The sequence below is a fragment of the Micromonospora ureilytica genome, assembly GCF_015751765.1.
In the GTDB taxonomy this organism is placed as follows: Bacteria; Actinomycetota; Actinomycetes; order Mycobacteriales; family Micromonosporaceae; genus Micromonospora; species Micromonospora ureilytica.
This window is the reverse complement of the sequence record NZ_JADOTX010000001.1, coordinates 1,096,256-1,121,470: the sequence shown is the minus strand read 5'-3', so window position 1 is coordinate 1,121,470 and position 25,215 is coordinate 1,096,256. Positions and strand designations below refer to the sequence as shown.

Below are 25,215 nucleotides of genomic sequence, written 5' to 3'. Positions count from 1 at the left end.
CACCTGGCTCTACGTTGACTAGTTCGGTGCCAGTAATGGTCCACCTCCTTCGATCGCCGCCAGCAGCGCGGCTCGATCGGTCTTTCCGTTCGGGGTGAGCGGCAGGCTCGTGGCCGCCTGAACTGAGTCGACGATCATGTAGGTCGGCAGCTGCCCGGCGCACCAGCGCTTGATCTCCAGCAGGCCGGGTCTGCGGTCGCCGGCCGGCACCACGACCGCGTGCAGCCGCGCGGCGAGCCCCGCGCCGGCGACGACCACCGCCGCCGCCGCGACGTCCGGATGGGCGGCGAGGACAGCCTCGATCTCCCCGGGCTCCACCCGGTTGCCGCGGACCTTGGCCATGTCGTCATGGCGGCCCAGGTACTCCAGACAACCGTCGGATGCCAGCCGGCCGAGATCGCCGGTCCGGTACGGTCCGCGCTGCGGCTCTCGGCCCCAGTAGCCGAGCATGACAGTGGGCCCGTCGACCACGATCTCGCCCTCCGGGTGGTCGCCGACGCTGTCACCGCCCGTGCCATTCGAGGTCGGCGGGTCCAGGTGCAAGACCGCGCCGCTTGCCGATCGGCCGATGGGCAGCGGGCGGTCGCGCCCCGCATCGGCGTCGGTCACCTCGTAGGAGGCGCACACGTTGGTCTCGGTGGGCCCGTACCAGTTCAGCAGTCGCACTGCCGGCCAGGCGGCACGGAGGTCGTGCACGTACCGGATCGGCATCACCTCGCCGGCGAAGACGCAGGCCCGCAGGGCCGGTGGCGGCGGACCATCCAGCAACCCGCCGTCCCGGATCATCAGGGTCAGCGCGGACGGCACCGAATACCAGATGGTGATGCCCGCCTCGCGGACGAACCGCGCCAACTGCACCGGCGCGTACGCCAGTTCGGCGGGGACCAGGTGCACCGACGCGCCCGCCCGGAACGCCGCGTAGAGGTCGAACACCGACAGGTCGAAGTTGAACGGGGCGTGGTTGGCCAGCCGATCCCGCGACGACACCGCGAGCAGGTCGCCGGCCCACTCGACGAACGCTGTCGCGTTGCGGTGGCTCAGGCTGACGCCCTTCGGGGCCCCCGTCGACCCGGAGGTGTAGAGGATGTACGCGGGATCGTCCAGGTCGGGTAGGTGCACTGGCGGCGGGTCGCTGTCGGCACCCAGCCGCTCCAGCTCGTCGAGCGTCACCAACGGCGGCCCGCCAGGGACACCGCCCCCCCTCGCGACCCGTTCCGCGGCCGGCGCGTCGGCGACGACCACTGTCGCCGCGCAGTCGGCCGCGATGCGCCACACCCGGGCGGGTGGGTTCGCGGCGGACACCGGGACGTACGGCGCGCCGAGCGACAGCGCCGCCTGCATGACGGCCACCGCGGCGGGCCGCTTGTCGGACCACAGCACCACCCGGTCGCCCACTGACACACCTGCGCGGGCCAGCCCCGCCGCCAGACGCCGGGCGGCCGCCGCCAACTCCGCGTACGTGAGCTGCTCACCCTCCGCTGTCACGGCCGGTGCGTCAGGGGTACGCCGGGCCCACGCGGCCACGTAGCCGTGGATTCCCGCTCCACCCGGGGCGTCGGACTGGTCCACGTCCCGCACGGTCGGCACCTCCTTCCTCCTCAAGGCCGCAGCCCTCACAGGCCCAGCTCGTGGGCGATCAACAGCCGTTGCACGTCGGACGTACCGGAGAAGATGGTGCTGGGCACGGCGTCGCGAAGAACTGTCTCGATGCCGGCCTCGCGCAGGTATCCAAGGCCGCCGAACAGGCGCACCGCATCCAGTGCGCCGGCGACGGCCGCCTCGGAGACGGCCAGCTTGGACAGCGCCACGTTGAGCTCCGATCCGGCGTTGTTGTCCATCTCCCAGCAGCAGCGATAGAGCAGCAGCCGCGCCGACTCCGTGCGCAGCTTCATCTCCACGATCCGGTTCGCCACCGCCTGGAAGTCGCCGATACGCCGGCCGAACTGTCGGCGCGAGGTCGCGTGGCCGACGCAGCGCTCCACCAGGCGGTCCAGCAGGCCGACGTAGCCCGCGAACAGGCAGGCGCGTTCCCACCGCATCGAGTGCTGGAAGATGGCGGCGCCCTGGCCCGGCTCGCCGAGCACCCGGTGCGCCGGCACCGGGCAGTCCTCGAAGGACACCCGCCCGGCCGGCGCCGACACGAGCCCCATCTTGTCCAGCGGCGCGCCGACCGTCAGGCCAGGCGTGTCGCGGTCCAGCACGAACGCTGTGACACCGAGGTGGCCGGCCGCCGGATCGGTGGTCGCGTAGGTCACCAGTACGTCGGCCACCGGCCCGTTGGTGACGAACGTCTTCTCGCCGTTGAGCAGGTAGCCGTCCGCCGTCGCCGTCGCGGTCACGGCGAGCCGCGACACGTCGGAACCGGCGCCCGCCTCGGTCATCGCGTTGCCGGCCACCACCTCACCGGAGCAGATCCGTGGGAGGAGTCCCTTCTTCAGCTCCGGCGTGCCGAATCCCGCGACCGGCACCGCGCACGCGAACTGGTGTGCGCCGGCGGCGAACACCAGACCGGTGTCCGCGCACCCCCGACCGAACGCCTCGACACGCAGCGCGGTGTCCAAGGCGCCCAGCCCACCGCCGCCGTACTCTGCGGGAATGCAGAGGCCGAGCAGCCCCAACTGGCCGAGTTGCCGCCAGACATCGCGGTCGTGCAGCCGACCGGCGTCGGCGGTGGGCGCGAACGTCTGCTCGACGCTCGCGCGTAGCTCGTCGTACGCGGCCCGCTGTTCAGGCGTCCAGGCGAAGTCCACGGTGCCCCCTCGGCCGTACGGATAGCCGGCGCGGTAAAACGACCGGGTTGCAGGAGCAACTGGGTCGGTACTGACATATCCTCAAAGGTCTAGACTTAGGCACTTCATCGGGCTGTGCGCGCGGGTGCACGAGAACTCGTAAGAGGTTTCCTTGACGACGCAACAGGGCTTCGACGGTGGGACCGGCATCCGGCAGGCGATCCTCGACGTCACCCGTCGGGAGATCTCCGAATGCGGCCTGACCGGGGTCAGCATCCGCAGTGTCGCCCGACGCGTGGGCGTCGACCCGCGGCTCGTGCGGCATTACTACGGCTCCAAGGAGCAGCTCCTGCGCCAGGCGGTGCAGGTCGAGGGCAACCCCGTGGAACTGGCCGAGCATCTGCTCAGCGGCAGCCGCCGCCGGTTGGGCCGGGCCACCGCGACCGCCCTGCTCACCCATTGGGACAGCCCCCGCACGACGATCACGTACCGGGCCCGGCTGTCCGCCTCGCTGACCAGCGACGAGATCGCGGGTCTCATGCGCGACGAGTTCGTGCGGACGTTCTTCGGCACGTTGGCCGAGGGCGTCAGCCCCGACCGGCACGAACTGCGGGCCGCGCTCGCCGCCTCCCAGGTGATTGGCCTGGCCCTGTGCCGCTACCTGATCGACGGCACCGAGCTGTCCCGGCACGACCGCGACGATCTGGCCCGGCTGATGGGTCGCACGATCCAGCACTACCTCACCGCCGACCTGGCTGAGTGACGCCGGGCGCGCCGGCGGCCGAGCCGTCCGCGCGCCCGTCACCGTTGGTTTCCACCCGCCCGTCGCCGGCCGGGACCGGCCCCCGAGCGGGGGTCGGCACCGGCGCGTCATCTCGCCGGCCGGTCACGTTGTCCTTGGTCAGCAGCCGCTTGAAGTCCGCGGGCGCCACCGTCATGACCCACGCCACCATCAGGAGGCGACGGGCCTTGGTGAAGTGGTAGTACCGCGCGTCCGGGTCGCCGAAGCGGTACAGCGGCGGCACGAACCGCGCCCGGCGCAGCTCCCGGAAGATCATGTCAGCCGCCTCGGTCTGCCCCAGCCCACCGTCGCGTACCCGGGCGAACACCCCGAAGAACCAGTCCAACATCTGGCGCAGGCCGTCCGGGGTGCGGAACCACAGCCCGCCGTCGGCGAACTGCTCGACCGGATCCCACGTCCCGGCCGCGACGGCATCGTTTGTCGCCCGCTTCAGCGACAGGTGGGCCAGGATCTGCCAGAGCAGCCAGACCCGGCTGTACGCGTTCCACAGCGCGAAGCTGCCGCAGGCCGTACGCGCCGCGGCCAGCATCTGGTCGTTGAACTCGATCAGGGCGTCCTGGAAGGCCGCCACCTCGGCCAACGCGGCGCCCGCCGCCTGCTCGTCGCGCACCGCGCGCGGCAGCGCCGCGCCGAGCGCGTGGACCACCTCCGCCGTCATCGTCACGTCGCGGGACAGGAACTCGTCCGTGCGGCATGCCGACCGCTCCATCGCGAACCACCGCGGCCCGTGGGTCACCGCCGCCCGACGCTGCCAGCTGGGTGAGGTGGTCCAGTCACCCTGCACCGCGGCGGACGCGAACTGCTCCGCCAGGCTCGGGAACCGCGCGACCAGCGCCCGGAACGCCTCCTCCGGGCCGGCCGGCAGGTCGTCGAACCGGTCGGGGTCCAGCCCCACTGTGACGCTGCACAGGTCGTTGACCGCGTCGTGGTGGTTGCGGAAGTCCACCACCTGGATCCAGCCGCCGTCGAAGAGGTGATGCACTGTCCCCCGCGACCAGGCGGTCGCCCGGTGGTAGTCGGTGAGCCGGCTGCACTCCTCGAACTTCCGGACGTCGCGCAGGTAGGCGTGCATCATCCGGGACCGCAACGTCAGCGTGCCCGGATCGCCGTCGCCGGTCACCGCCCGCAGGGGTGAGTCCGCTCCGCACGCGTCCACCACGAACCGCGCGGTCGCCGTCTGCCCACCACCGAAGGTCAGGTGTACGGCGTCGGACGCCAGCCGAACCTCGGTGGCGGACGCCCGGTCCGGTAGGACCGACGCGCCGTAGCTGACGGCCAACTCCCGGGCGTACTCGTCGACGACCGGCCGGTAGAGGTGCCACTCGCTGTGCTCCCCCGGCACGTGGAACTGCACGGCGTGCGCCGGATCGTGCCCACGGCCCGCGGTGTGGTGCAGGAACGCGAGGCTCTTCTTGATCCCGCTGTTCCTGCGTACCTGCTCCGGTAGGTCCTCGAAGTGGGCGAAGGAGGCGATCTCCGGCACGTCGAACCGCTCGGCCAGGAGGTGCAGCACAGCTGTCGTGTACGGCACGGTGCTGTCGCCCGACGGCAACACCGTGTCGTCGGGCGAGCCGACGAGCAGGACCCGCAGGTCCTGCTTGGCCAGCACCGTGGCGAGCAGGCCAGTCGCCAGATGGTTGCCCAGGATCACGACGTCGTACGACACCGTGGCACCGGGTTCGGTGGTAGTCATTCGCTCTCCTAGAAGATCTTCCGGCCCAGCAGCTGCTCCTTGCCGGCCTCGCGGAGGAAGCCGAGCATCAGCCGTCGCACGTCCGGCGGCGCCTTGGTCGCGGCCCACAGCATGGTTCGGGCGATCTTGACTGGGGTCGGGTTGATGAACCGCAGGTTGCGGTCCTTCCAGCCCCAGTGGTCCGGCACGAAGGGCGCGCGGTTGAGGTGGTCGTAGAGGGCGTCCGTCGCCTGCTCGCCGGTGATCGTCCCCGCCTCGAAGTCACCGCACTGCTTGACCATGTCCTCAAACAGCTCGCCATAGCCCTCGTGGTCGGACCAGTGCAGGCCGGGGTTCTTCACCTCCTCCAGCTCGTTCAGATGCCGCTCGTCGCCGGTGGAGCGCCAGCGGCGGTACGCCTCGTGGGCCCGGAAGGTGCCGGCGTTCGAGCCCCACGCCCAGATCCGGAAGACGGCCGTCCACAGCCCGTAGTTCTCGAACGAGGCGTATGCGGCGTTCACCAACTTGTCGTTGCCGTCGAACAGCGCCTGCTGGCGGGTGTTCACCCCTTCGAACCGGTCGGCCGAGAAGTCGTCGTCGCCGACCGCCCGCAGGATCCGCCAGGCCAGCACGTTGACCGCCTCGCAGGTGTTGGACAGGCCGCGGGAGAACAGCGGGTCGATGAACGCCGCGGCGTGGGCCAGCAGCACCCAGCGGTCGCCGACGGTGGTCTTGGACGAGTACTGCACCCGGTCGGTGCCCACCCACTCCCGCATCGGCCGGGCGCCCTCGAACTGCGCGGCCATGCCCGGGAACCGCTGCATGTGCTTCCAGAAGTCCTCCTCCGGCGACATGCCGGGCGTCTTCGGGTACATACGTGGGTCCATCGTCAGGCCGACGCTGCACAGCGGGTTCTTGGAGTCCTTGTGGTTGTTGAACGCGATCACCCACGACCAGCCCCGCGGGAACAGGTGGTGCACGGTGCCCTCGTAGAACGGCACCGGAGGCTTGTCCGCGCCGGTGCGCTTGAACACCTCGTCGGTGGTCTTGAGGTCGATCATGTGGTTCCAGATGGCGCGCGAGTGGTGCTTGTAGCGGCACGGGTCCTCACGCAGGGCGAACTTCTCGGCCAGCGGCGAACGGTAACCACTGGCGTCCACCACGTACCGGCTGCGGAACTGCTCGCCCCGGGTGGAGCTGACAGTCACACCGGAGTCGTCGAAGTCGACGTCGGCGATCGTGAAGTTCACCCGCGCCGTGCACCCGTACTTGATCGCCGCGTGGAACAGGTACGCGTCGGTGTCCTGCCGGTACATGTGCGGCGTCTCGTGCAGCAGGCTCGGGAAGTTGAACATGGTGACCTGCTTCGGATCCTGCTGCTTGCCCTCCTGGTGGTTCAGGAAGGCGAAGTGGTCCTTCTTGCCGTGCCAGGGCGAGATGATCTTCTGGCAGGCGGTCAGCGTCGCCAGGGTCATCAGCTCCGGCACCTTGTAGCGCTCGGACATGGTGCGCAACGACACCAGCATGTTGGGGATGGTGGACTCGCCGATGGCGAACTTCGGGTGCGCCTTGGCGTCGACCAGCAACACCTTCGCGCCGTTGCGCGCCAGGATCGCGCCGAGCATCGAGCCGGCGAACCCCGCTCCGAGAATCGCGACGTCGTACGTGACCTTCTCGGCCTCTATCAATTCACTCACCGTGCACTCCAATTTTCTCGGTTTACTTCGGCTCGGGAACGCGCAGCCGGGAGCCGAGCACGGGCCAGCCGGCGAGCTTCTGCTTGATCTCCTCGACCGGCTCGAACTCGCCCCGGGCGAAGCGCTTGCGCATGAAGAGGGTCAGGCCCTCGTAGGTGAGCTCGCCGATCGCCGGCGGCGCGTCCCGCTTTGCCCAGCGCAGGGTGCCGAGCACCTTGGCGGCGGAGGCGCCAGTGATCCGGACGGACGGGTCGGCCAGCCCGAACGCCGGCGGCACGAACGGCGCGCGTGCGAGCCGGTCGCGGATCTGGTTGGCGACGTCCTTGGGCTGGGCCTGCCCCGCGTCGACGGCGCGCATCATCCGGCTGACGTCGGCCAGGAACTCGAGCACCGCGGCGTGGTCCGGGTCGTCGACCTTGGACCTGTCGAACTCGCGCAGGTCCACCCGCCACCACGGCCGTTCCATCCGCCGCAACACGGCCGGATCACGGGTCTTGGAGTAGAGCGAGTAGCCCCTGCTGATCTCGAACGTGGAGAGGATCTGGGTCAGCGCCCAGACCCGGAACCAGGCGTCCCACAGGTCCCAGTCCCGGAACGCGATGTACGCGTTGTTGACCAGATCGTCGTTGAAGTCGAGCTGGCCCTGTTCGAGCTCCTGCACGTACTCGAACCGCTCGACGGCGAAGTCGTCGTCCTTCAGCGCGTCCAGCAGCCGCTGGGTCAACGCGTTGATGATCTCCATGGTGTTGGACAGGCCGCGGGAGAACAGCGCGTCGACGAAGCCCGCGGCGTGCGACATCAGACACCAGCGATAGCCGACCGTCTTCTTCGGCGAGTACTGCAGGCGGCCGGTACGCACCCACTCGCGCACCGGCGTGGCGTTCGTGAACTGCTGGGCGATGCCCGGGAACCGCTCGAGGAACCGGCGGAACTCCTCCTCCGGCGAGCAGTCCGGCACCGGGTGCGTCCGCGGGTCGAACTGCACACCGACGCTGCACAGGTCGTTGGTGGACCGGGGGTGGTTGTCGAACGGGATCACCCACATCCAACCGCCCTCGAAGATGTGGTGCAGCGTGCCCTCGTGCCACCGGGTCGGATTGCCGTACTCGCTTCGCGGGGCGAAGTCGTCGTACGGCCGCACGCCGACCATGTGGGTGAACAGCGACCGCGAGTGGTGTTCCAGCCGGGTCGGCTCCTCACGCAGATCGAACTGCTCGGCCAGCGCCGAGCGGAAACCGCTGGCGTCCACCACGTAGCGGGCCCGAACCGGCGCGCCGGGGCCGACGTCGAGCGTCACACCGTCGTCGTCGACCTGCACGTTCGCGACACGCACCTGCTGCCGGATCACGGCGCCGTGCTTCGCCGCGACGGTGAGCATGAAGTTGTCGATGTCCTGCCGGAAGAAGTGATTCTCGGTGTTCAGGATCTTCGGAATCTGGAACATGTTGGATTCTTCGGGCCGCTGTTGCTCGCCCGGCCGCTGATAGACGAAGCCGAAGTTCCGCTTCACCCCGCCTGTCGTGTTGATGTGCGCGTACACCGACTCGAAGGTGCTCAGGTACTTGATCTCCGGCACCCCGTACCGCTCGCTGATCAGGCGCATCGCCATGGAGGTGTACGGGATGGTCGACTCGCCGACGGCGAATCGCGGGTGTGTGCCGGCGTCCAGCACGAGCGTGCGCGCGCCGTTGCGGGCCAGGCACGCCGCCAGGGTGGAGCCTGCCAGCCCGGAGCCGATCACCACCACGTCGAACGACCCGTTGTGCGCGGCCGCACCTTCCATCATGGGCTCCTTATTCATCGGCTTCACTTCGGCGTCGGAACGCGTAGCCGCTTACCGATCACGGGCCAGCGCGCGAGAAGGTGCTTGAGCTCTTCGCCGACGGCGAACTCGCCGCGCGAGAAGCGCTTCTTCATGAACAGGGTGAGACCGTCGTAGGTGAGGTCGCCGACGGCTTTCGGTGCCGTCTTGCGAGCCCAGCGCAGGGTCCGACCGATTTCGAGGAAGCTGGCGTCGGTCCACTGGTTGTTCGGGTCCGCCAGCCCCCACGCGGGTGGCACGAAGTCCGCCTCGCGCAACAGCCGGAGCAGCTCCTCGGCGGTCGCCCCGGACTCCGCCCGGCCCTCCTGCACCGCGCGGGTCATGTCGTTGACCTGCTGCAGCAGTTCCATCACCGCCCCGTACGGCGAGTCCTGCGGAATGACCCGACCCCGCCACCACGGCCGCTCCAGCGGGGCCAGCACCGCCGGGTCGCGGGTGTCGAGGAACCGGGCGTACGCCCGGTTCACCTCGAAGGTGGCGATGAACTGCCCGAGCGACCAGATGCGGAACCAGGCGTCCCACAGCCGCCAGTCGCCGAACGACGTGTAGGCGTTGGCGACCAGGTCGTCGTTGAAGTCCAGCAGACCCTGCTCGAACTCCTGCATGTACTCGAACCGCTCGACCGAGAAGTCGTCGTCGGCGATCGCGGACAGCAGGCGGTGCACAAGCGCGTGCATCGTCTCCAGGGAGTTCGACAGCCCCCGGGAGAACAGTGGGTCCAGGAACCCGGCCGCGTGCGAGGTGAGGCACCACCGGTAGCCGACCGTCTGCCGCGACGAATACTGCAGCCGGCCGGTACGCGTCCAGTCGCGTACCGACCGAGCCTCGGCGAACTGCGGTTCGATGTCCGGGAACCGCGCGATGAAGCGACGGAACTCCTCCTCCGGGGAGCAGTCCGGCACCGGGTGCACCCGCGGGTCGAGCTGCAGGCCGACACTGCACAGGTCGTTGGTGCCCCGTAGGTGGTTGTCGAACGGGATGACCCACATCCAGCCGCCGGGGAACAGGTGGTGCAGCGTGCCGTCGTGCCATGGACTGGGATGCCCGTAGCGGGACTTGGGGGCGATCTCGTCGTACGGGCGGATACCGACCATGTGGGTGAACAGCGATCGCGACTGGTGTCGGAACCGGGACGGTTCCTCCCGTAGGCCGAACTGCTCGGCCAGGACCGAGCGGTAGCCGCTGGCGTCCACCACGAACTTGGCCCGGAAGTGCCCGCCGGTGTGCGCGAGCGTCACCCCGTCGTCATCCACCTCCACACCGGTGATCCGCACCTGCTGGCGGACCGTGGTGCCGTACTTCGCCGCTACCGTGAGCATCCAGTTGTCGATGTCCTGGCGGTAGAAGTGGCTCTCGGTGTGGGTGACCTTCGGGATCGGGAACATGTGCGTCTCGCGCGGGTCCTGGCGCTCCCCGGGCCGGTGGTAGACGAACCCGAAGTTGCGCTTGACACCCGACGTGGTGTTGATCTTCGATTGGACGCCCTCGAAGGTGGACAGCCACTTGATCTCGGGAACCCCGTACCGCTCGCTGACCAGCCGCATCATCATCGACGTGGCCGGGATGGTCGACTCGCCGATGGCGAAACGGGGATGGGTTGCGCCGTCGACGATCAGCACCTTCGCGCCGTTGCGGGCCAGGCACGCGGCCAGCATCGTGCCGGACAGGCCGGACCCGATGATCGCCACGTCGTAATCCGGCGTGCTCCGCGGATGATCAGTCATGTCGTTCGAGCTCCTTTATCGGCCGCTCTGGGCGCGGGCAGGTAGCCGGTCCGCACCATCCAGCGCAGGTAGGTGTCGAGCAGGTCGTCGTCCAACGGCGGGCATCGGACGTCGGTGCCGCGCAGCTGTTCCTCGGTGTTGTCGACGGCGTAGTGGACGGCCTCCTCGCCACCGACCACGAACTCCTCCACCACCGGCATGACGGGGTGCAGCTCGTTCGTGCCGACGGCATAGGACGCCTTGAGCGCCTGCCACCACTCCTCTACCGGCACGACCTCGACCCCGAAGCCGTGCCGGCGCAGCGCGCGCACCACGTCCGCGAACAGCAGCTTGTGCGGGCTCACCAGGTGGTACGTGCCTCCGAGGGCCGGGCCATGCCGGGAAATGTGCACAAGCGCGCTCGCCACGTAGTCGACAGGCGTCATCTCCACCTTGATGTCGATGTCCGGCGCCATCCCCAGCTGCACGCAGCCCTTCATCACCCGCGTCGTGAAGTGGGTGGTCAGGCTGGCGCCGGTACGGGAGTCGCCGAGCACCCGACCGGGTCGGTAGATGTCGACCGGGACCCCGCGTGCGCGGGCCAACTCGACCAGCCGCTCCGCCGCCCACTTGGTCTGCACGTAGCCGGTCACCAGCCGGCCGGCCGTGGCGATGTCGTCGTCCTCACCGACGACATCCCGGCCGGGGGCCGGCAGGCCCCAGATGCCGTACGTGGAGACGTGGTGCACAGCGGTCGGGCGGCCTCGCGCGGCCAGCCGCAGAATCTCCGCCGTGCCCGCGATGTTGTCCGGCCGGAGCTGCTGGTAGCTGTAGCCGAAGTGCACCCGGGCGCCACAGTGGTAGATCCCGTCCAGCTGCTCGGCGAGTTCGTCGTACCGGTCCGCAGACAGGCCCAGCCTGGGCTGCCCCAGGTCACCCGGCAGCACGGTGATCCGGTCGGCTGCCATGGCTGGCCGGGGAAGGTAGCGCTCCATGTTGTCCAGCACCCGCCGCAGCCCGACCGCCTCGTCGGCGCACCGGACCAGGCACGACACGTGAGCCGCGGTCGACTCGAGCAGGGTGTGCAGCAGATAGCCGCCGACGAAGCCGGTGGCACCGGTCAGCAGGACGTGCCGGGGGTCGCGTACCCGGGCCGGCGCCGCGCCGATCACCCGGACATCCGGCGCGAGGGTGACGTCACCCGCGATCCACGCCGGGTCGCTGGCCAGGTCACCCGCTGGATCGTCGCCGGCCTGATCGTCGGCGGGCTCACCGACGGCGTCGGCGGCCGGGTCACCGAGCCGGTCGGCCAGCAGCCCGGCGAACAGGTCGGCCCACTGCGCCGGGGTGGCCAGCGTGAGCAGGTCACCGGCCCGCACGGTCAGGCCGAGGTCGCGCCGGCAGCGCCGGACCGCGTCCATGACCATCAGCGAGTCCATGCCGCTGGCCAGCACGTCGCTCTCCTCGTCGAGGGCGCCCGCACCGGCGCCCAGGACGTCCGTCGCCAGCTCGACCGCGTACGAGCCGAGCGTCGCGCGCACCCGGCGCGGGTCGCGCTCGGCGCGCAGGCCGGCCAACAGGGGCGCCGCTCCGGAGTCGTCAGTCGCCGTCTCGTCGACGGTGATCCCGCGCAGCATCGGCCGCTCCGTGCGGGCCTGCATGACCGGCTTGAACACCGACCAGTCCACCGCGCAGACCACCCGCTGCGGGGCGTCGCCAGCCGCGAGCGCAGTGAGCAGCCGCATGCTCTGTTCGGCCGGCAGCGGCCGCAGCCCGGTGGCCCGCAGGAACGCCATGACCTCGTCGCCGAACAGCGCGGAGGGCAGGTCCCATGGGCCCCACGCGACGGACAGAGCCGGCAGGCCGGCCGCGTTGCGGTGCCCGGCCAGCGCGTCGAGGAACGCATTGCCGGCCGCATAGCTGGCCAGGTGCTGCGAACCCCAGGTCGCGGCGATCGACGAGAACCCGACGAAGAAGTCCAGCTCCGCGCCGCGGGTGAGCCGGTGCAGCAGCCAGCCGCCGATCACCTTGGGCCGCCAAACCCGCCGGTACGCCGCGCCGGTGGCCTCGCGGGCGAACTCGGGCTCGGACACCCCGGCGGCGTGGACGACCCCGCGCAGCGGCAGAGGAGCCGCATCCAACGCGGCGAACACGGCGGTCATCGCCGCCTCGTCGACGACGTCCGCGGCCACCACGTCGACCGCCGCGCCCAGCTGCTCCAGTCGCCGCACCGCGGACACCCGCCGCGCCGCCTCGCCGGTCGAGTCGGCCCAACCGTCCCGCTCCGGCAGCGGCGTGCGGGCGAGCAGCACCAGACGGCCGGCGCCGGCGCGGGCCAGCCACTCCGCGACGGTCAGGCCGATCCCACCGAAAGCCCCGGTGATCAGGTACGTGGCGTCGCCGTGGACCGGCGGCCGACGGCGCAGAGCCTCGGGCGGCAGCGGTGCGGGCACCAGGCGCAGCGCGTACCGGCGGTCGGCGCGCAGCGCCTGCTGATCCTCGTATCCGTCCTCCCCGCCGGGCGACCCGTCCGTGGTCAGCCCGCCCGTGGTCAGCGCGGCGAGCAGCTGGTGCTCCTCACCGGTCGGCCGGTCCGGGTCGAGGTCGATCGCGCCGCCCCACCGGTCGGGGTGTTCCAGTGCCAGCACCCGGCCCAGGCCCCACAACGTGCCGGCGACCGGAGCTGCGGCGTCCGAGCTGCCAGCGGCCCGGTCGGTGGTGTCGGTGGCCGGTGTCGTCGGCACTCGCATCGCCGCCCGGGTGACCACTGTGAGCCGGGCGTCCGCGCACTCCGAGTGGTCGAGCAGCTCGCGGAGAAGGGCAAGTGTCATCAGGTCGGCGCGCCCGGCGTACTCCTCCAGGCTCCAGGCGTCGCAGTGGGCGGACGCCGGTGCGTCGAGCCCGGTCATGACCACCGCGAGCCAGGGCCGGCCGGGGCCGGTGGACCAGGTGGTCACCAGGTCCCGTACGCCGTCGGAGTCGGGCCGGCAGTCCGGCCCCTCCCCCACCACCGGCGGCGCCGCCACGGTCACCACGGCGCCCTGCTGCCGCAGCAGCGCGGTCAGCCGGGTCGTCAGCGCGGCATCCTGGCCCGCCGGGTCGGCCACCAGCAGGTAGCTCCGTCCGGCCAGGTCGGCCGTGGGCTGCGGGGACGGCCCGGTCAGCGGCACCCAGGTCTGGTCGTAGAGCAGGTCGGCCGGTTCCTCCCACGGCGTCGCAGCCGGCACCGGCGCCACTGTCACGTCCTGCGCGTATCCGATCTGGACGCCCGATCCGTCGAGCAGGTCGACGGAGCCGGTCACCGCGTCGTCGACCAGCCGGACGGACCCGGCGCGGACCCGCACCGCCCGTACGCCGCCCGGTGGCACCGTGCCACTTCCGACAGCGGTGCCATCCACGCGCGCTAGGCCAAGCGCGCCACAGCCGGCCACCGTCGACAGGTGCGCCGGACCCGGCGGTGCCGCCCCGCCCGCCGCCGTCACCGCGACGCCGGCGGCCTCGAGCACCTCGTGCCAGCCCGCGCCGTCCGGCACGGGAACCTCCGTCATGGACGCCGCAGTCGTCGCGTCAACGTCCGGGTACTGACGATCCGCCGGCCACCGGCGACGCAGCAGCCCGCTGGCGTAGCGGATCCACGGGGCGGCCAACGCCTCCCGTGCGGCCGTGGCCCCGGTCAGCTCCCAGGCGGCCGAACCGTCGTCCTGCGCCGTGACGGTGAGCCGCAACTGGCCCCGGTCGCCGGTCGGAACCGCGGCGTGGGCGGTCAGACCCTCGACGCAACGCCACACGCCACCCAGGCAGTCCGCGGCGGCGCGGGCAGCCAGGTCCAACACCACACCCAGACTGAGCTCACCGGGCAACGCCTCGGGTGTCACCTCGTACGCCGGCACCGGCCCCGACAGGCGGCGGCCGACGCCCGGGACCTCGCCGGTCACGACGGCGGCCCCGGTCTCCTCGCCGACATTCGGCGACGCCGCAGACACCGGCGCGGCCGCCCGCCCGACCTCGCGGAACCAGTAGTGCGCCCCGCGCCACGGCGTCGTCGGCAGCGGTACCGCGCGCACGTCCTCGCCCTCGTGGAAGGCCCGCCAGTCCGGCCGGGAACCCCGCAGGCTGACGGTGCCGACCGCGCTGAGCACGTCCCGCAGGTCCGCACCGCCCCGCCGCAGGGTCGGCACGAACGCGCAGTCCGCCTCGCCCGCGAGGGAGCGCGTCGCCAGGGTCGTCAGCACCGGGGCGGGCCCGAGCTCCACGAAGGTGCGTGCGCCCGCGTCGTGCAACGCGCGCACCCCCTCGCGGAAGCGGACCGCGCCGGCCGCGTGCCGCAGCCAGTAGTCCGGGCCGACCTCGTCGTCGCCCCACAGCCGACCGGTGACGTTGGACGCCAACGGGATGCGCGGCGGCCGGAAGGACAGCCCGGCCAACACCGCCCGGAACGGCTCCAGCATGGGCCGGATCAGCGGCGAGTGGAACGCGTGCGACACGGCCAACCGCCGGGTGCGTACGCCGTCGGCGGCCAGCCGTTCCAGGACGGCGTCCACATGTGCTGTGGCCCCCGAGATCGTGACGTCGGCCGGCCCGTTGACCGCCGCGAGGGCGACCGTGTCCGCGTACCCGTCGATCGCCGCGACGGCGACCTCCTCGGCGCAACTCGCGGCGGCCATCGCGCCGCCCGGCGGCAGCTCGGCCATCAGTCGCGACCGCGCGGCCACCAGCGTCGCGGCGGCGGGCAGGTCCAGCACGCCGGCGACGCAGGCGGCGACCAGCTCACCGACGCTGTGGCCGGCCACCGCGGCCGGCCGCATGCCCCAGGAGAGCCACATCTGAGCTAGCGCGTACTCCACCGCGAACAGCGCCGGCTGCGTGTACCGGGTGTCGTCGAGCGGCGTCGGGCCGTCGGCCCACAGCACGTCCGCCACCGGGCGCAGCAACTCGGGATCGAAGAGGGCTGCGGCTTCCTCGAACGCGGCGCGGAAGGCGGCGTTCCCGAGCAGCCCGCGGGCCATGCCCGGGTACTGCGCGCCCTGGCCGGTGAACAGCCAGGCGACCTTGCGCTCACGGCGCCGCGGCAACGCGGCGACGGTCAGCCCGCGCGGGTGGCGTCCCTGGGCGTACGCCGACAGCACGTCCGCGAGTTCCTCGGTGTCCGCCGCGGTGGCCGCGAGGCCGTGGGCCTGCACCGCGCGGCCGACGTGTGTGGTGTAACAGGCATCGCCGAGGGACGGCGCCTGGGGACCACGCAGCCACCGCGCGTGCCGGTCGGCCAGCTCGCGCAGTGCCTCCTCGGTACGTGCGGAGGCCAGGAACAGCCCGTGCGACAGGTGCGAGCCGGTGCGGGCGTCGCCGGCCGGCGGCGCGGCGACCACGACGTGCGCGTTGGTTCCACTGGCTCCGAAGCTGCTCACCCCGCCGGTGCGCGGGTGACCCCGCTCCGGCCACGGCGTGCACGCCACGGGAACCCGCACGTGCAGACCCGACCAGTCCAGATTCGGGTTCGGCTGGGTCAGGTGCAGGTGCGGTGGGATCTCCCCGTGCGACATCGCCAGGACGACCTTGAACAGGCCGGCGATGCCGGCGGCCGGCTCCAGGTGCCCGATGTTCGTCTTGACCGAGCCCACCAGCAGCGGGTCGTCCGACCGACGGTGCCGGCCGATGACGGCTTCCAGCGAGCGCAGCTCGATGGGGTCGCCGAGGGAGGTGCCCGTTCCGTGCGCCTCGACGTAGTCCACCCCGTCCGGCCCGACGCCGGCCTGGGCCATGGCCGCCCCGATCACGTCCTGCTGCGCGACGGGGTTCGGCACGGTGAGGCCGCTGGAGCGACCGTCGTGGTTGATCGCCGAGCCGCGGATGACGGCAATGATCGGGTCGTTGTCCGCCTGCGCGGCGGACAGCCGCTTGAGCACCACGACGCCGGCGCCCTCCCCGCGGGCGTATCCGTCGGCCGACGCGTCGAAGGTCTTGCACCGCCCGTCGGCGGACAGACCGCGGAACTTGCTCATCATCACGAAGCCGTACGGCGACAGCAGCAGGTTCACCCCGCCCGCCAGCGCCAGATCGCACTCCCTCAGCCGCAGCGCCTGGCACGCCTCGTGCAGGGCGACGAGCGACGACGAGCAGGACGTGTCGACGACCTTGCTCGGCCCCCGCAACCCGAGCAGGTACGAGATGCGACCGGCCAGGAAGCTGGGCTCGCCGGTGAGCTGGTAGAAATCCACGTCGTTGATGTCGCCGACGGCCTGCCGACCGCGTACGTAGTCGGTCGTGCTCAGCCCGAAGTAGACGCCGGTGCGCGAACCGTCGAGCCGGTCGGGGGCGTAGCCGGCCCGCTCCAACCCTTCCCAACAGATCTCCAGCGCGATGCGGTGCTGCGGGTCCATGCCCAGCGCCTCGCGCGGGGAGATGCCGAACGCCTCCGGCTCGAACCGGTCGACCTGGTCGAGGAAGGCTCCCCGAATCGTGTACGCCTTGCCCGGCTCCTCCGGGTCCGGGTGGTGGTAGGACTGGGCGTCGGCGCGCTCCTGCGGGAACTCCGAGGTGGTGTCCACCCCGTTGCGCAGCAGCGTCCAGAACTCCTCCGGCGACTGCGCGCCGCCGGGAAACCGGCAGGCCATCCCGACGATGGCGATCGGCTCGTCCAGCCACCCGTCACGGCTGCTGGCCAGACGGCCGCGCAGGTCCTCGATGGTGCGCAGCGCCTCGACCATCAGCCGTCGGCTGTCCGGGGTACGCGAAGTCTGCGTCGACATCTCAGCCTCCCTCCGCTATCGCGGCCGACAACCGCGCGATCAGCTCGTCCTCGGGCATCGCCGCCAGGTCGTCGCCGGCCCCGTCCAGCACGCCCGGGGCCGTGGTGGGCGGCGGGCCACCAACCGGAGCGGCCGTCGGGTCGAGCAGCGTCAGGAGGTGATCGGTGAGCGCCGCCGCGTTGGGGAACTCGAAGGTCAGCGTCGCCGGCAGGGCGACCCCCAGCGCCCGCTCGAGCCATCCGCGCAGGCTCAGCGACATCACCGAATCCATGCCGAGATCGAAGAAGCCCTGGTTGGCCATGACATCCACCCCGGACGTCTCGCCCAGCACCTCGGCCACCGCGTCGAGCACCGTTTCCAACAGGTGCTCGACGCGTTGCTCGGTCGGCAGCGCCAGCACGACGGCGGCCAGCGGCGCGACAGTCGGTGCGGCCTCCTCCGCTCGGTCGCCGGTCACCGGAGATCCGGTGCCGACCTCGGCCAGGAACGCGCGGTAGGCCCGCTCTCGGCACACCCGCGCGTACCGCGGACCGTCGACGTCCGCGACCGTGACCTGGGTCAGGCCCGCCCGGAGAGCGACCTCGAAGGCCTCGCCGACGTCCGCCCCGGCCAGCGGCCGCAGACCACTGTCGACCATCACCATCCGGTCCCGGCGGGACAGCTGGGCGGGGTCGTCGCCGGGCATGAACCGGACCACCTGGACGGGCTGGCCAGCCCGCTCCCGGGCGGCGGTCACCGCGTCGACCGCGCCCTCGGCCGCGGCCCGCGCGGCCATCCCGGTGGCCCCCCAGATCGCGGCCGCCGCCCCGGTCACGCAGAACAGCCGCGGCGCGAGTTCGCGGGTCGCCAGGTCCAGCCGGTGTACGAGGTCAGCCCAGCGCATGGCCGCCGACACCGCAGCCGCGTCGACGGTGTCCAGCGGGGCCGCCGGCACGGGCAAGCCGATCAGCAGCACGCCACCGAGCGGGGCGCCCAACGCGTCCGGCGTCAGTTCGGCGGTGAGGTCTGCCGCCGTGAGGTCTGCCGCCGTGAGGTCGATTCGTCGTACCGCCACGCCGGCCGCCGCCAGCTCGCCGAGCCGGGCATCGTGGGAGGGCACGGCGTCGAGCGACGCGGTGTCGGCTGGCGCGGTGTCGGCTGGCGCGGTGTCGGCTGGCGCGGTGTCGGCTGGCGCGGTCTCTCCGACGATCAGCCGGCGCAGGCCACGGCGCACGAGCACGTCGACGAACGGCCGGCTGGCGGGGTGCAACGCGTCGGTCACCAGATACCAGGCGTCCGGGTCGCAGTCGATCTCGGGTAGCGCGGCGGGCAGCGGGTCCGCCGAGGACAGCCGGGGGGCGTACCAGGTGCCGTCGCGCAGGCACAGCTCGTCCTCGGCCGGCTCAATGCCGGGCGCACGCGGCGCCGTCAGGGCCCCGGCCAGTTCGGCCGCGTCGCCGGCGGCCCAGCCGGGTTCGGCACCTGCCTGGCCCGGCACGGCACCTGCCTGGCCCGGGGCGGTGCCGAGTGCGTGCGGGTCGATGTCGACCAGACCGCCCCACCCGGGCGCCGCCTCCATCGCGAGCACCCGCCCGGCGGCCCACACCGCCGCCTGCGCCGGGTCGACCTCCCCGGAGCCGGTCGGCTGGTGCGCCCCGGCGGTGACGACGCGCAGCCGCCCGGGTGCCACGTCCAGCCCGGTGCGCAGCTGACGGGCCGCCCGCAACACACGCGCGGCCAGGACGTCGCCCGGCACGCTGCCGGGTACCGCTGCCGCGACCAGCACGATCCCGTGGTCCGGCGGAACCTTGTCCCACGGCGCGTCGGCCTCAGGCACGGCGGCGGCCGACGCGCCGGCGACCCGGTCGCGGTCGGAGCCGGCGGACGATGGCTGCCAGGTCACCTCGGCACCACCGAGCAGCAGAGCGTCGGCCACCCGGCGACCCGCCTCGACGGACGCGCCCGTGAGCGGGACGACGAGCCACCTCCCGACCGGGTCTGCGGCGGGCGGCGAGACGTGGCGCCACCGGACGGTGAACATCCGCGCCGCACAGCGGCCCCGGACGTCGTCGGGCAGGACCGCGCCGACGGGACCGCCGGATGTGACCTCGACAGCCTCGCGCGCGACAGCCGACACAGTGACAGCCGAGACAGCGACGGCCGACACAGCGGGGACAGCCGCAGCGGTGGTGGCGGCCGGGGCAGTGGTCACGGATGCGGTCCGCACCACGGCCGCAGGTGTCCCGGCGGGTGCCGGCGACGCCGCCTGGCCCGGCGCGTCCGCCCAGTGCCGGCGACGCTGCCACGGGTAGCGCGGCAGCACCGCCCGGTACGGGCGGCGGCCGAACAGCGTCTCCCAGTGGATGCCGACCCCGCGCACGTGCAGCCCGGCGACGGCGTCCAGAAATCCCTCGGGGCGGTTCAGGTCCACCCCGACGGCAGCGAGGCCCGGCTGCCGCTTCGCGGTGACGGCCGCAGCGTCCGGCCCACCGGCGATCGCGAGCAGCTCGTACTCCCCCGCCGCCGCGAGTGACGCGGACAGCGCATCCCAATCGAACACCGGTGTCCGCGCCGTCAGCGGGTGCGGACCGGACAGCGGCCCGCCCACCGAGGCCAGCCACAACACAGGCGCCGCCGGACTGTCCACTGGCGGCGCCACGGTGACCGTCGCGCCGCCGAGCGTCGCTCGGATCGCCTGCGCCTGGTCCAGCGCACCAGCCGCGCAGGCTGCCGCCAACTCGCCGACGCCGCGGCCGGCAACCGCGTCGGGCCGCAGCCCGTACGCCTCCCAGACGGCAGCGAGAGCGAGTTGGATCGCCAGCACGGCGACGGGCTCGCCCCGCTCCGCGCCGTTGGCGGCCAGCGCCGCGCGCACCACACCGCCGTCGTCGAGCGCGTCCAACGCGCCGCGGAATGCCGGCTCGTCCCGCTCCAGAGCACGCCAGTCCACGGCCACCCGGTCGCCATACACGATCATCAGGCGCGCGGCGTCGCCCGGGGCCACGCCCTGGTGCGCGGTCGGGCCACCGGACAGCCCCGCGACGAGTTCGGCGGCCCCGTGGCCGACCACCGCCAACCGGTGCTCCAGGTGAGCGCGGCGGGCCGCCGCGGCGTAGCAGATGTCGCCGATGTCGGCGTCGGCCGGCGCGGACAGCGCTCGAGCGAAGCCGTCCCGCGCGGCGGCCAGGGCGCCGCCCCCGGCGGCCGACAGCACCAGTAGGTGGGCCCGGCCGGAGATGATCGCGCCGGCCCTCGACGCCGGGCCGACACCCGGCGTCGGACGCCCGGCACCGTTCGCCGACGACGACGCCGGGGCCGACGGCCCGCTGAGAACCACGTGGGCGTTGGTCCCGGTGAACCCGAACGCGCTCACCCCGGCGACCCGGGGTCGCCCGCCGGTGGCCGGCCACGGCGTCGTCGACGTGGTGATCCGGACCGGCAGCCGCGCCCAGTCCACCTGGTTCGTGGGCTGGGAGACGTGCAGGTGCGCGGGCAGCTCACCGTGCCGCAGCGCCAACGCGGTCTTGATCAGCCCGGCGATGCCGGCGGCCGCCTCCAGGTGGCCGATGTTCGTCTTCACGGACCCGACCAGCAGCGGCCGGTCCGGCTGGCGGCCACCGCCGAGCGCGCGGGCGATCGCCCGCACCTCCACGGCGTCGCCGAGCACCGTGCCGGTGCCGTGCGCCTCCAGGTAGTCCACGTCCGACGCGGCGACGCCGCCCACGGCAAGCGCCGACCGGATCAGCTCCTCCTGAGCCTCGCCACCGGGCACGGTCAGGCCGCCGCTGGCGCCGTTGTGGTTGACCGCGCTGCCGCGTATCACGGCGTAGATCCGGTCGCCGTCGCGCTCGGCCCGGGCGAGCGGCTTGAGCACCACCACGCCGGCACCCTCACCGCGCCCGTAACCGTCGGCGCCGGCGTCAAAGGTCTTGCAGCGACCGTCGGGCGACAGCGCGCCCGCGGCCGACATGGCCAGGTGGACGGTGGGCCCGACCATCACGTTGACGCCGCCGGCGAGCGCGACGTCGGCCTCGCCGGCGCGCAGGCTCTGCACGGCCAGGTGCACCGCGACCAGCGAGGACGAGCACGCCGTGTCGATCGCCAGGCTCGGGCCGCGTACGTCCAGGAAGTACGACAGCCGGCCGGCCGTTCCGCTGAAGGAGTTGCCCGTGCCGTAGTAGAGGTCGACGTCCCGGGCGCGCCGGGTGAGCAGTTGCTGATAGTCGGTGGTGTTCATGCCGACGAACACGCCGACGCGGGCGGCGCGCCGGTGCTCCAGCGTGATCCCCGCGTCCTCGAGTGCCTCCCACGCCACCTCCAGGAAGAGGCGCTGTTGCGGGTCCATGGCGCGGGCCTCGCGGGCCGAGATTCGGAAGAACGCGTTGTCGAACAGGTCGATCCGGTCCAGGAAGCCGCCGCGACGGGTGACCACCGTGCCGGGTGCCCCGGGCCCGGCGCCGAGCAGCGCCTCGGCGTCCCACCGGTCCGCCGGCACGTCGCCGGTGGCGTCGACGCCGTCGGAGAGCAGCTGCCAGAACTGCTCGGGGCCGTCGGCCTGCGGCAGTCGGCAACCGATGCCCACGATGGCCACCGGCTCGGCCGATCCACGTGCGACGGCCACGGTCGGACCAGGCGTCCCCGACGTGGCGAGGGCGACGAGTGCTCCAGCCGCCGGCGCGACGACCGCATCGCGGGTCGGCGGTGACTCGGGCCGAAGCGGCGGTCCAGGCTGGAGCGGCGGCGCAGCCGGGAGCACCTCGGCGAGGAGATGGTCGGTGAGGGCGTCGATGGTCGGGTGCTCGATGCCGACGGCGGCGCCGAGGACCGCCCCCAGGTCGCGTTCGAGCCGGCTGACGAGAGCGACCAGGGCGAGCGAGTCCATGCCCAGCTCGAAGAACCCACGCCCGCGCGCCAGGCGCCGGCCGGGCTCGTGCCCCAGGGCCTCGGCGGCCGCGTCGTTGACCAGGGCGGCGATCCGTTCCCGCTCCGACGGCGTGCCAGCGCGGGGGCGGTTTCCGTTGGTGGCCGCACGGCCGCCGTTGCCGACACCGCCACCGGCTTCGCCGCTTGTCGCACCCGTGCGGTTGGCGTCCGCGGCGGCGACGTGCCCGTCGCCGACGGCTCTGCTGTCCCGGCTACCGTTGCCGCTACCGTTGCCGCCGCCGTTGCGCGTGGCAGCCACGGGCGCACCGACCCCGGCCAGCGTCTGCACGACGGTGCCGTCCGGCGCGATGAGGCGCACCTCGGCCCGCAGCTCGCCGAGCGTCAGGCCGGCCAGCCCACGGGCACCAGGCCCGGGGTCGGCGGGCCCCTGGGAGCCCACCCGCACCGCATCCGGTGACGCCTGGGCGACGGATGCCCCGTTCTGGATCGGCGGGCTTGGTAGCCAGTACTTTTCGCCGGCCAGCCGCACCGGCGGCAGCGGCACGTACCGCCGGCCCTCGCCGTGCACAGCCGCCCAGTCGACCGCGACACCGGCCGCGTACGCCTCAGCGAGGGCGCGCGTCATGCTCTCCGCCGGCGGCCGGCCCCGGGTCAGCGTGCCGACCGCGGCGCCCGGACGGGAGCGGGCCGCGAGTGCGGCGCTCAGTGGCCCGGTCAGCACCGGGTGCGGGCCCAGCTCCAGGAAGACCGCCGGACGCCGGGCCAGCAGCCGGTCGACCGCCGACCAGAACAGCACGGGTTCGCGCACGTTGCGGCCCCAGTAGGCCGGGTCGGGCACGGGCGCGCCGGCGGCCGGGTCCACGCTGGACAGGATCGGCACCTGCGGCTTGGCCGGTGTCAGACCGTCGAGCTGGCGCTCCAGCTCGTCGCCGTACGCCGCAACCGCCGGGCTGTGAAACGCGTAGTCACCGGCCAGCGGCACGCACCGTACCCCGGCGGCGGTCAGCTCGGCGAGCAGCCGGTCCAGGGCGGCCGCCGGGCCGGCGACCACTACCGAGCGCGGCCCGTTGACAGCCGCGATCACGACCTCGTCGGCGTGCCGTTCGGTGGCTGCGGTGACCTCGTCGGCGGACAGCGCGATGGCTGCCATCCGCCCGCTGCCGGCGGCCTGCTGCAGCAGCTCACCGCGTAGCACGATGACGCGCAGCGCGTCCTCCAGCGGCAACGCGCCGGCGGCGCAGGCCGCGGCGACCTCGCCCATGCTGTGACCGACGACCGAATCCGGCGGGACACCCCACCGCGCCCAGAGCCGGGACAGCCCGACCTGGAGCGCGAAGATCGCCGGCTGAGCGAACCGGGTATCGGCCAGCCGGCTGCCGGTGCGGCGGCCCAGCTCCTCCAGGAGCGACCACCGGGCGATCCGCCGCATCAGCGCATCGCACTCGTCAAGCGTGGCGCGCATGGTCGGGTCGGCTCGGTAGAGGTCGAGCCCCATGCCCGGGTATTGCGAGCCTTGGCCGGAGAACACGTGCACCACGTACGCCGGCCCGTCGTGGAGCAGCTCCGCGGCGACCGTCTTGGGGGACGCCTCGCCGTCCTGGCGCCGGGCCAACGTGGCGCGCAGGTCCGCGGCCGTCGCGCCGGTCACCGCGAGCCGGTGCGTGTGGTGGCTGCGCCGGGCGCCAGCGCTGAACAGCAGGTCGCCGAGCTGGTCGGGCTCGGCCACCGAACTGTCGTCGAGCAGCTCCGCGTGCCGCGTGACCTGGTCCGCCAGGGCCGCTTCGGTGGGACCGGACAACACCAGAACCGGCCACCGGACGGGCTCCGGCGCCGGCGTCGGCCGGTCCTGGTCGGGCGCGGCGAGCACGACGTGGACGTTGCTGCCGGACAGGCCGAACGCGCTGACGCCGGTCAGGTGTTGGGGGGCATGGGGCAGCGCCGTACGGGTGGTGGGGACGGCCAGGCCGGAGCCGGACCAGCCGAACCGGGGCGTCTGCTGGACCAGCTTGATCTGCGGCGGCACCATGCCAGTGCGCGCGACCAGGAGGCCCTTGAGCAACCCGAGGATGCCGGCGGCGGAGTCGAGGTGGCCGAAGTTGGCCTTGTGCGAGCCGATGAGCAGCGGGCGCTCCGGTGGACGCTCCGGGCCGAAGACCGCCGCCAGCGCGCTGAGCTCGATCGGGTCGCCCAGCGGTGTGCCGGTGCTGTGGGCCTCGACGTAGCCGACCTCCGCGGGCGCCACGCCGGCATCGCGGAGCGCGTTGCGCAGCAACTGCTCCTGGGCGACGGCACTGGGCGCGGTCAGGCCGGCGCTGCGGCCGTCGTGGTTCGTCGCGCTTCCCTTGATCACACCCCAGATCTGGTCGCCGTCGGCGACCGCGTCCGCGTACCGCTTGAGGACGACCACGGCGCCGCCCTCGCCGCGCACCACGCCGTCGGCCGCCGCGTCGAATGGTCGGCAGAGCCCCTGCGGCGACAGGGCCTGAATCTGTCGCATGTAGAGGGTGAGCTCCGGCCCGACCATCAGGTTCACCCCGCCGGCCAGCGCGGTGTCACAGTCGCCGGCCACCAGGGCGCGGGCGGCGAGGTGCACCGCCAACAGCGAGGACGCGCAGGCGGCGGTCAGGGTCATGCACGGCCCGTTCAGGCCGAACGTGTACGACACCCGCCCGGAGCCGAAGCTGAACTCCTTGCCGCTGGCGTAGTGCGCGCCAACCTGGTCGACGCCGAGGGTGCGGGCGTGCAGGACCGCGTAGTCCATCGCCAGAATGCCGAAGTAGACCCCGGTGTTGCTGCCGGACCAGGTCGTCAGCGGCACGCCGCTGTGCTCCATGGCCTGCCAGGCGAGCGTCAGGAGGAGACGCTGTTGCGGGTCTATCTCGCGGGCTTCACGTGGCGAGACGCCGAAGAACTCGGCGTCGAACCTGTCGATGTCGGGCAGGAATCCGCCGACGCCGACCGTGTCGAGCGAGGCGGCGCCGGGCCGCCCGGCCGGGACCCGACCGGTGACGTCGCGCCCCTCCTGCAGAACGCGCCAGAGCGAGTCGAGGTCGTCCACGTCGCCGGGGAACCGGCAACCGACGCCCACAACGGCGATGTCGGTCCCGCCCACCCGGGAGGCCGAGCGACGGTCGCGGCGCATCCCCACGGCACCCCCCACGCTCATCCGTCTGGCGAACTG

General features: G+C 72.7%; 9 protein-coding genes. 1 reads left to right on the top strand and 8 read right to left on the bottom strand.

Annotation, left to right across the window (positions count from 1 at the left end; all coding sequences use genetic code 11):
• Positions 1-18 precede the first annotated feature (18 nt).
• Together IW248_RS04810 and IW248_RS33415 are read right to left on the bottom strand one after the other, a co-directional pair.
• Positions 19-1,587 (bottom strand): AMP-binding protein, encoded by a 1,569-nt coding sequence (locus tag IW248_RS04810; RefSeq protein WP_196925840.1) that lies wholly within the window; start codon positions 1,585-1,587, stop codon positions 19-21.
• Positions 1,588-1,613: 26 nt separating this feature from the next.
• Positions 1,614-2,750, bottom strand: coding sequence for an acyl-CoA dehydrogenase family protein (locus IW248_RS33415; protein WP_196925839.1), 1,137 nt, complete (start codon positions 2,748-2,750; stop codon positions 1,614-1,616).
• Between the two features lie 151 nt (positions 2,751-2,901).
• Here IW248_RS33415 and IW248_RS04800 point away from each other — a divergent pair, with 151 nt between their 5' ends.
• Positions 2,902-3,492: a TetR/AcrR family transcriptional regulator gene (locus IW248_RS04800; protein WP_124822745.1), complete on the top strand. Its 591-nt coding sequence runs from the start codon at positions 2,902-2,904 to the stop codon at positions 3,490-3,492.
• Here IW248_RS04800 and IW248_RS04795 read toward each other — a convergent pair.
• Genes IW248_RS04795 through IW248_RS04770 form a run of 6 tightly spaced genes read right to left on the bottom strand, consistent with a single transcriptional unit; the run spans position 3,470 to position 25,176 of the window.
• Positions 3,470-5,224, bottom strand: coding sequence for an NAD(P)/FAD-dependent oxidoreductase (locus IW248_RS04795; protein ID WP_196925838.1), 1,755 nt, complete (start codon positions 5,222-5,224; stop codon positions 3,470-3,472). The two genes, IW248_RS04800 and IW248_RS04795, sit on opposite strands and share 23 nt — an antisense overlap.
• A gap of 8 nt (positions 5,225-5,232) precedes the next feature.
• Positions 5,233-6,900, bottom strand: coding sequence for an NAD(P)/FAD-dependent oxidoreductase (locus IW248_RS04790; protein WP_196925837.1), 1,668 nt, complete (start codon positions 6,898-6,900; stop codon positions 5,233-5,235).
• 22 nt (positions 6,901-6,922) lie between these two features.
• Positions 6,923-8,683 (bottom strand): NAD(P)/FAD-dependent oxidoreductase, encoded by a 1,761-nt coding sequence (locus tag IW248_RS04785; protein WP_196925836.1) that lies wholly within the window; start codon positions 8,681-8,683, stop codon positions 6,923-6,925.
• 23 nt (positions 8,684-8,706) lie between these two features.
• The gene (locus tag IW248_RS04780; RefSeq protein ID WP_196925835.1) at positions 8,707-10,446 is read right to left on the bottom strand and encodes an NAD(P)/FAD-dependent oxidoreductase; all 1,740 of its coding nucleotides are present in this window, start codon (positions 10,444-10,446) and stop codon (positions 8,707-8,709) included.
• On the bottom strand, positions 10,443-17,171 hold the full coding sequence (locus IW248_RS04775; RefSeq protein ID WP_196925834.1) for a type I polyketide synthase: 6,729 nt from the start codon (positions 17,169-17,171) through the stop codon (positions 10,443-10,445). The genes IW248_RS04780 and IW248_RS04775 overlap by 4 nt, the downstream gene beginning before the upstream one ends.
• Before the next feature lies 1 nt (position 17,172).
• The gene (locus tag IW248_RS04770; RefSeq protein ID WP_196925833.1) at positions 17,173-25,176 is read right to left on the bottom strand and encodes a type I polyketide synthase; all 8,004 of its coding nucleotides are present in this window, start codon (positions 25,174-25,176) and stop codon (positions 17,173-17,175) included.
• Positions 25,177-25,215 lie beyond the last annotated feature (39 nt).

Coding starts and splice junctions, on each gene's coding strand:
- IW248_RS04775 (WP_196925834.1), bottom strand. CDS start 17,171: ATGTCGACGCAGACTTCGCGTACCCCGGACAGCCGACGGCTGATGGTC.
- IW248_RS04770 (WP_196925833.1), bottom strand. CDS start 25,176: ATGCGCCGCGACCGTCGCTCGGCCTCCCGGGTGGGCGGGACCGACATC.
- IW248_RS04795 (WP_196925838.1), bottom strand. CDS start 5,224: ATGACTACCACCGAACCCGGTGCCACGGTGTCGTACGACGTCGTGATC.
- IW248_RS04785 (WP_196925836.1), bottom strand. CDS start 8,683: ATGGAAGGTGCGGCCGCGCACAACGGGTCGTTCGACGTGGTGGTGATC.
- IW248_RS04780 (WP_196925835.1), bottom strand. CDS start 10,446: ATGACTGATCATCCGCGGAGCACGCCGGATTACGACGTGGCGATCATC.